The sequence below is a fragment of the Pseudomonas sp. NPDC086251 genome, from assembly GCF_044746405.1.
Taxonomy (GTDB): Bacteria; Pseudomonadota; Gammaproteobacteria; order Pseudomonadales; family Pseudomonadaceae; genus Aquipseudomonas.
This window is the reverse complement of record NZ_JBIVBY010000037.1, coordinates 60,713-67,634: the sequence shown is the minus strand read 5'-3', so window position 1 is coordinate 67,634 and position 6,922 is coordinate 60,713. Positions and strand designations below refer to the sequence as shown.

Genomic DNA, 6,922 nt, shown 5'->3' with positions numbered 1-6,922 from the left:
ATAACCCCACTCAGACGCCGGATAGATGAAAGCAAGCCAAACACGCATCAAAAACAGTATTGCAGAAAAGGGGGTAACCATAGATGTAGCAGCTGCCGAAGGCTGCGTTCGGCTGCGCAGCAGTCGTAAATCCGGCACACGCGGTGTATCTGAAAAACCGGGCCGCCTGATTTCACGACTGCTGCGCAGCCGAACGCAGGCTTCGCCAGCTGCTACAAGGTTGCGTTTGCCACGAGGGTTTCGTCGACGCCACTGGAATGAAAATTCCCCGTTTGGTTACACTACGCCGCCGCAGTCCGGTAAGCCGGGCTGAAGATCACGGGGGTGACATCACAGTGGCCGTTCGACTGCCCAACCGTTCGCGACTCACCGCACGCTGGCCGACGCTACGCCGCTTGTTCGGCAAGGCATCGGTCGCGCCAGCCAGTGCCTGCAGTCGAGTCATCCACGACTACTTCCACCACAAGGCCCACGCCCAGGGCTACACCCTCAGCCACAGCCAGCAGCGCGTGATCGATTGCATGGCGCAGCACGCCACGGCGCTGCTCGGTACCTCGGCGAAAACACTGCCCGGTCTTTACCTGCACGGCGCCGTCGGGCGCGGCAAGAGTTGGCTGTTGGACGGTTTTTTCCAGGCCCTGCCGATCGCGGAAAAACAGCGTCTGCACTTCCATCAGTTTTTTGCCCAACTGCACCAGGGCATGTTCACCCATCGCAATCAGCCCGATGCGCTAGCGACCACCCTCGATGAACTGCTGCGCGATTGCCGGGTGCTGTGCTTTGACGAATTTCACGTCCACGACATCGGCGATGCGATGCTCATCACGCGGCTGTTCAAGGCGCTGTTTCGCCGGGGCATTCTGCTGCTGGTCACCTCCAATTACCCACCGGAAGGCCTGCTGCCCAACCCGCTGTACCACGCGCGCTTCAAACCGGTGATCGACCTGATCAACGCGCGCATGCAAGTCCTGGAGGTCGGCGGCCCTCACGATTACCGCAGTCAGGTCAGAACCCACGCCCAACAATTGTTCACTCAAGGCCAATACATCTGGCCGGCCACGGCGGCGCAGCGACAGGCGCTGAACCTGCCCGAACACAAAACGCCGGCCCTCGCGCTGGCCGTCGGGACCCGGCATCTGCAAGCGCGATATTGTGTCGAGCGCACCATCGGGTTCACCTTCGGCGATTTGTGCGATCAACCCACTGCCGTCATGGACTACCTGGAGCTGTGCCGGCGTTTCGATCACTGGGTCATCGATGAACTGCCCAACCTTGCCGATTGTTCCATCGCCGCCCAGCAGCGCTTTATCAATCTGGTCGACGTCTTGTACGACCAGGACAAGCATTTGATTCTGCTCGGGCAACGGTCATTGCGCGAAAGCCTGGGGGGCGATGCCATTGACTTGGCGCGTACGCGGAGTCGGCTGGGGCAGTTGGTCGAAATCAAGGGAGCGATCTGATCCACACTCTTCGGTTTGGGCGGCTGGCCCCTTCGCGAGCAAGCCCGCTCCCACATTGACCGCGTAAACACTGGAGATCAAATGTGGGAGCGGGCTTGCTCGCGAAGGCAGCCTGACAGTCAACACAACTTTCCCGCTAATATGTCGCCCACTCCCAGGCCCTGCGCCCTATTCTCGATCAATAGCGAATCTGTTCATGGATACCCTTGCACAACTGCGCGCCGGTCAATTGTCGGGCATCACCCGCCTGGACCTCGCCTGCGGACTGACCGAATTTCCGCAGGAAATCTTCGACCTGGCCGACTCGCTGGAGGTGCTCAACCTCACAGGCAATGCGTTGACCCGCCTGCCGGACGACCTGCACCGCCTGACCCGCCTGCGCGTGTTGTTCTGCTCGGACAATCAGTTCACCGAACTGCCCGCCGGCCTGGGCCAGTGCGCGGTGCTGACCATGGTAGGCTTCAAGGCCAACCGCATCGAAACGGTCCCGGCCGCCGCCCTGCCGCCGCTGTTGCGCTGGCTGATCCTGACCGACAACTGCATCGAAGCGCTGCCGACCGAATTGGGGGAGCGCCCGCACCTGCAAAAACTCATGCTGGCCGGTAACCGCTTGCGGCACTTGCCCGAGAGCTTGCGTCACTGCCATCGGCTCGAACTGATCCGCATCGCCGCCAACCGGCTGACCGAGCTGCCCGAGTGGCTGTTGACCCTGCCGAGCCTGACCTGGCTGGCCTATGCCGGTAACCCGCTGGAAACCGAAGCCGACGCCGCCGCCCTTGAAGCGACCCCGAGCATTCCCTGGTCTGAACTGCATCTGGGGCAGCAATTGGGCGAAGGTGCTTCGGGGGTGATTCATCAGGCAATGTGGCAACGACCGGACCGTCCAGCCATGCCGGTCGCGATCAAACTCTACAAAGGCGAAATGACCAGCGATGGCTCGCCACTGCACGAAATGAACGCCTGCATCACCGCAGGCAGCCACCCCAACCTGATCCGGGTCGAGGGGCGGATCGTCGGGCATCCGCTCGATCAGGCCGGGCTGGTGATGCAGCTGATCGATACGAGTTATCGCAACCTGGCCGGATTGCCGAGCCTGGCGTCTTGCACCCGTGACATCTACGCCAACGACACCCGTTTCAGCGCCGGCGTAGCCTTGCGCATCGCCAGTGGCATCGCGTCGGTGGCCGAGCATTTGCACCAACACGGCATCACCCACGGCGACCTCTACGGCCACAATATTTTGTGGGACGAGCAAGGCGATTGCCTGTTGGGGGATTTTGGCGCCGCGTCTTTCCATGCCACCACCGATAACCTTGAAAGCCGCGCGTTGCAGCGGATCGAAGTGCGTGCGTTCGGGGTGTTGCTGGGGGAATTGCTGGAGCGGATCGACTCGGGGTTGAGCGATGAGGGATGTCGGCAGTTGGAAGATTTACAGCAGCGCTGCTGTCAGGCGGATGTGCTGACGCGGCCGGGGTTCAGCGAGATTGTGCGGGCGTTGAATGGCTGGTGACCGCTTCGCGGTCAATCGCGAGCAGGCTCGCTCCCACATTTGATCTCCAATATTCATGCGGTCAATGTGGGAGCTAGCCTGCTCGCGATGACGGCCTGTCAGACGCCAGAGCCGTCACTGACACAATGACTTAACCCGCCAACCCGACAAACATGTCCTGCACGTCATCATGGTTATCGAGGCCTTCAAGGAACGCTTCGACTTCAGCCATCTGCTCATCACTCAGACCGGTGACCGGGTTCTTCGGCTGATAACCCAACTTCGCCGACAACACCGTGAAACCTTGCTCCGGCAGCGCTTTCTGCACCGCATCGAGGTCCGCAGGCTCGGTCAGGAACAGGGTCGTGCCCTCTTCTTCACCCGGCTCGAAATCCTGGGCACCGGCTTCGATCGCGGCCATTTCCGGGTCAGCGTCAGGGCTGTCCGGGGACGCCTCGATCATGCCGACATGGTTGAAGTCCCACGCCACCGAACCGGAAGCGCCCAATTGGCCCTTGCGGAACGCCACGCGGATTTCCGCGACGGTGCGGTTGATGTTGTCAGTCACGCACTCAACGATCAGCGGCACCTGATGCGGCGCGAAACCTTCGTAGGTCACGCGATGGTATTGCACGGTTTCGCCGAGCTGGCCCGAGCCTTTCTTGATCGCGCGTTCCAGGGTTTCGCGGGGCATCGAAGCTTTTTTAGCCTGTTCGACCACCAGACGCAGGTGTGCGTTAGTGGCCACATCGGCACCGTTACGGGCAGCAATGGTGATTTCTTTCACCAGTTTGCCGAAGATCTTGCCCTTGGCGTTAGATGCCGCTTCTTTGTGTTTAACCTTCCACTGTGCGCCCATTACTCACTCTCTTGTCTATGGCGCCGAGACATCTATTGGCCGACGCATGGCGCAAGTTTATACGGCCTAAAGTTGGCAATCGACCAAAAAAATTGCAACGACGCATCGACATCTTCACCGGCAGTTGTAGGGCGATTCTGAAATGTCGATTTGCCATGTCCTTAAACCGCCATGGTTTCGTACCCTCTGCGCCCGTCCCCATGGCAGAAGCGCAATCGATGCACAACGACAAGGAAAGTCCCTTCACCCTGACACTCCTCGACGGCGATTTGAGTTTGCAGGTGGTGCAGTTCAGTGGCCGAGAAGGCCTTAACCAGCCGTATCGATTTGACATTGAAGTGATCGGCCTGGCACCGGCCATGAACCTTGACCGACTGCTGCATCAGGCGGCTTTCCTCAGCCTGGGAGATGGCCAAGGTGTTCATGGCGTGCTCCACAGCGTCAGCCGCGAACATCGCGGCCCGCACCGGATCGGCTACACACTGCAGCTGGTGCCCTACCTGCAAGCGCTGGACCGGCAACGCTCACGTCGGGTGTTTCATCGCCTGAGCGTGCCGATGATCCTGCACCAGTTGTTCGAAGAACATCACCTGCCCGAGGGCAGTTATCGCTTTGAGCTGGCGAACGGGCACTATCCGCTACGGCCCTTTTGCATCCAGTACGAAGAGACTGACCTGGCCTTGTTACAACGGCTGTGCGAAGAAGAAGGCATCCACTATCACTTCGAACATCATCGCGACGGGCACGTTCTGGTCCTGGCCGATGACAGCCTGAGTTTCCCCCAGGAGCCGCTGCTGATGGCCTTCGAGGACGATGCCAGCGGCGAAAGGACACGGCCGACAATCACTGAACTGTTCCAGCGGCATGACTCACCGCCCGCGCCACCGCAAGCCGATGCGCACAACCGTGGCGCGCTGAACGCCGACGACGGAGCGGCCAATCACGCTTTCGCCGGCTCGCCGCCCAAGCTGCCACGCCACGCCCCCGAGCAGCGCCATCGTGATCAGCGCAGCCGCCGACACCTGGAGCGTCTGCGTTGCCGGCACTTGCAAGCCCATGGCCAAAGCAACCAGAGCGCCCTCCACAGCGCGCGGGTCGTGCAAGTGGCCGAGCATCCACTGTCGAGTTTCAATGATCAATGGCTGGTCACCGAGACCCGACATCAGGGGCAACAGCCTTCGATTCTCGCCGCAGACCAGGCCGATATCGCCCTGACGTACCGTAATCAGTTCACCGCCATTCCCTGGTCAACGGTATTCCGGCCCGCGCTCAAACACCCCCGGCCAAGCATCCCGGGGTATCAGCCCGCTCGGGTGCTGGGTGCTGCCGGGGAACCGGCGATGCTGGATGATCGCGGGCGAATCCAGGTCAGGCTGTGGCCCACCGTGGAATACGATCCAGACCCAGCCATCGGCATCTGGCTACCGATTGCCCTCGCCACGCCGTGCACCCGGATCGAGCCGTCGACACTGCCGAGGGCCGGCAGTGATGTGCTCATCAGTTTTCTCGACAGCGACCCGGACCGCCCGGTACTGTGCGCCGGGTTGGGCCGCACTCACACGCCTCGGCGGGCGACAACACCGGAGCCACGCAGCGATACCCGCTTGCTGCTCGATTGGCTGGTCAATCGCCCCGACCTCAGGCCTTGACTCTCAACCCTTGTCAGCCTTGCCGGCCGCCGCGGCGAACTTGGCCAGGCGCACGTCCAGATGCCGGGGCCGGCGCCCGTGATCCTCGGCGCGTTCCTTGCGGCGGATCGCGTTGCGCACCATCAGTGAGCCGAGGTAACGAATCGGCTCCGGAGGAAAGAAGCCCAGCGGGCCATTCACCAGTGGCGAACGGGTCCAGGCGTTGTCCAGGCCCTGGACCATCGAGGCGAGAATCTGCCCACCCATGTGACACGGCCCGACCCCGCTGCCGGAATAACCGAAACCGTAGAACACATTGCCGCTGGCACTCATCTGGCCGAAAAACGGCAACCCTGTCACCGAGCGATCCGAAGGACCGTTCCAGGTCGCTTCGACCTTGACCTCGGCAAACGCCGGAAAAAACTCCGCCAGGCTGTGCTGCAACAGACCCGCATAAGGCGATGGCTGGTCGAACACCGGCAGCATGCGCCCACCGTAGGCGAAGGTATTGCCGCCCTTGCCGAGCATGATTCGACCGTCCGGGGTGTTGTGGTAGTAGTGCACGAAAATTCGCGAATCAAGCACCGTGACGCCGCTGGTCAAACCGATTTCGTTAAGCAGGTCGGGGCGCGGCTCGGTGATCAGCATGTCGCTGGAAACGATCGCCACACTGCGTTCGAACTGCGGGAATGCCCGGGCCATCCAGGCATTCATTGCCAACACCACCCGGTCTGCGCGGATGCTGCCGTTCGGGGTTCTGATCCCCGCTGGCTTGCCTTCTTCCAGTCCGGTCATGGCGGTCTTTTCATGAATCCTCACCCCAAGTTGCAGTGCGACCCGGCGTAAACCGCGCACCAATTTGCCAGGCTGCACACTCGCAGCGGCCGGGGAAAACCAGCCTTCCAAATGTTTGCTGGAACCGGCCATGCGTTGCACATCGGCCACCGGCCGTTGAGTGAAAGAGTTGATGCCGTTGCGTTCCAGCGCCGCAATCACCGCGTCGGTCGAGCCGCATTGGGCGCGGTTGGTGGCGGTATAAAGCGTGCCATCGAGACGGTAATCGGCGTCCACCGCGTACTGCTCGCAGAAGGCGCCGATGGCGTGGATGCTGCGTTCCGACTCTTTGACCAGACGCACCGCTCCTTCGACGCCGAACAGCCGCTCCAGGGTGAAGTACTTGGCCGACCACGACAGTGCGCAACCACCGTTGCGCCCGCTGGCACCGGCACCGCAAATGTCGGCCTCGATCAGCAGCACATCCAGTTCGGGGTTCTGTTCCTTGAGCATGATCGCGGTCCACAACCCGGTGTAGCCGCCGCCGACGATGCAGACATCGGCGCGGGTGTCGCCGTCCAGTGCCGGACAGGTTTCGGATGCATCCGCCTTCAAGGCCTGGTCCAGCCAAAAGGGTCTCATGGGGGAAAATCTCCAGTCAGGAATCCACACGCCGGCCTGCCGCAGGCGCAGCAAGCCGCGAGGGAAAGGG

The 6,922-nt window shown here is 61.6% G+C and carries 5 protein-coding genes; 3 read left to right on the top strand and 2 right to left on the bottom strand.

The features are described from left to right. Positions 1 to 335: 335 nt before the first annotated feature. Together zapE and ACIPL2_RS30065 are read left to right on the top strand one after the other, a co-directional pair. Positions 336 to 1,460 (top strand): cell division protein ZapE, encoded by a 1,125-nt coding sequence (gene zapE, locus ACIPL2_RS30070; RefSeq protein WP_401362966.1) that lies wholly within the window; start codon positions 336 to 338, stop codon positions 1,458 to 1,460. A 196-nt stretch (positions 1,461 to 1,656) separates the two neighbouring features. Then, positions 1,657 to 2,970, top strand: a complete 1,314-nt coding sequence (locus ACIPL2_RS30065) for a protein kinase (RefSeq protein ID WP_401362963.1) — start codon at positions 1,657 to 1,659, stop codon at positions 2,968 to 2,970. Between the two features lie 130 nt (positions 2,971 to 3,100). Here the strand turns inward: ACIPL2_RS30065 and ACIPL2_RS30060 are convergent, their stop codons facing one another. Then, the gene (locus ACIPL2_RS30060) at positions 3,101 to 3,808 is read right to left on the bottom strand and encodes a YebC/PmpR family DNA-binding transcriptional regulator (RefSeq protein ID WP_059406548.1); all 708 of its coding nucleotides are present in this window, start codon (positions 3,806 to 3,808) and stop codon (positions 3,101 to 3,103) included. A gap of 218 nt (positions 3,809 to 4,026) precedes the next feature. Between ACIPL2_RS30060 and ACIPL2_RS30055 the strand changes: the two genes are divergently transcribed. Next, positions 4,027 to 5,457, top strand: coding sequence for a type VI secretion system Vgr family protein (locus tag ACIPL2_RS30055; RefSeq protein ID WP_401362958.1), 1,431 nt, complete (start codon positions 4,027 to 4,029; stop codon positions 5,455 to 5,457). Between the two features lie 3 nt (positions 5,458 to 5,460). On the opposite strand, the gene ACIPL2_RS30050 is transcribed toward ACIPL2_RS30055, so the two are convergent. Then, on the bottom strand, positions 5,461 to 6,852 hold the full coding sequence (locus ACIPL2_RS30050) for an FAD-dependent oxidoreductase (protein WP_401362956.1): 1,392 nt from the start codon (positions 6,850 to 6,852) through the stop codon (positions 5,461 to 5,463). Positions 6,853 to 6,922 lie beyond the last annotated feature (70 nt).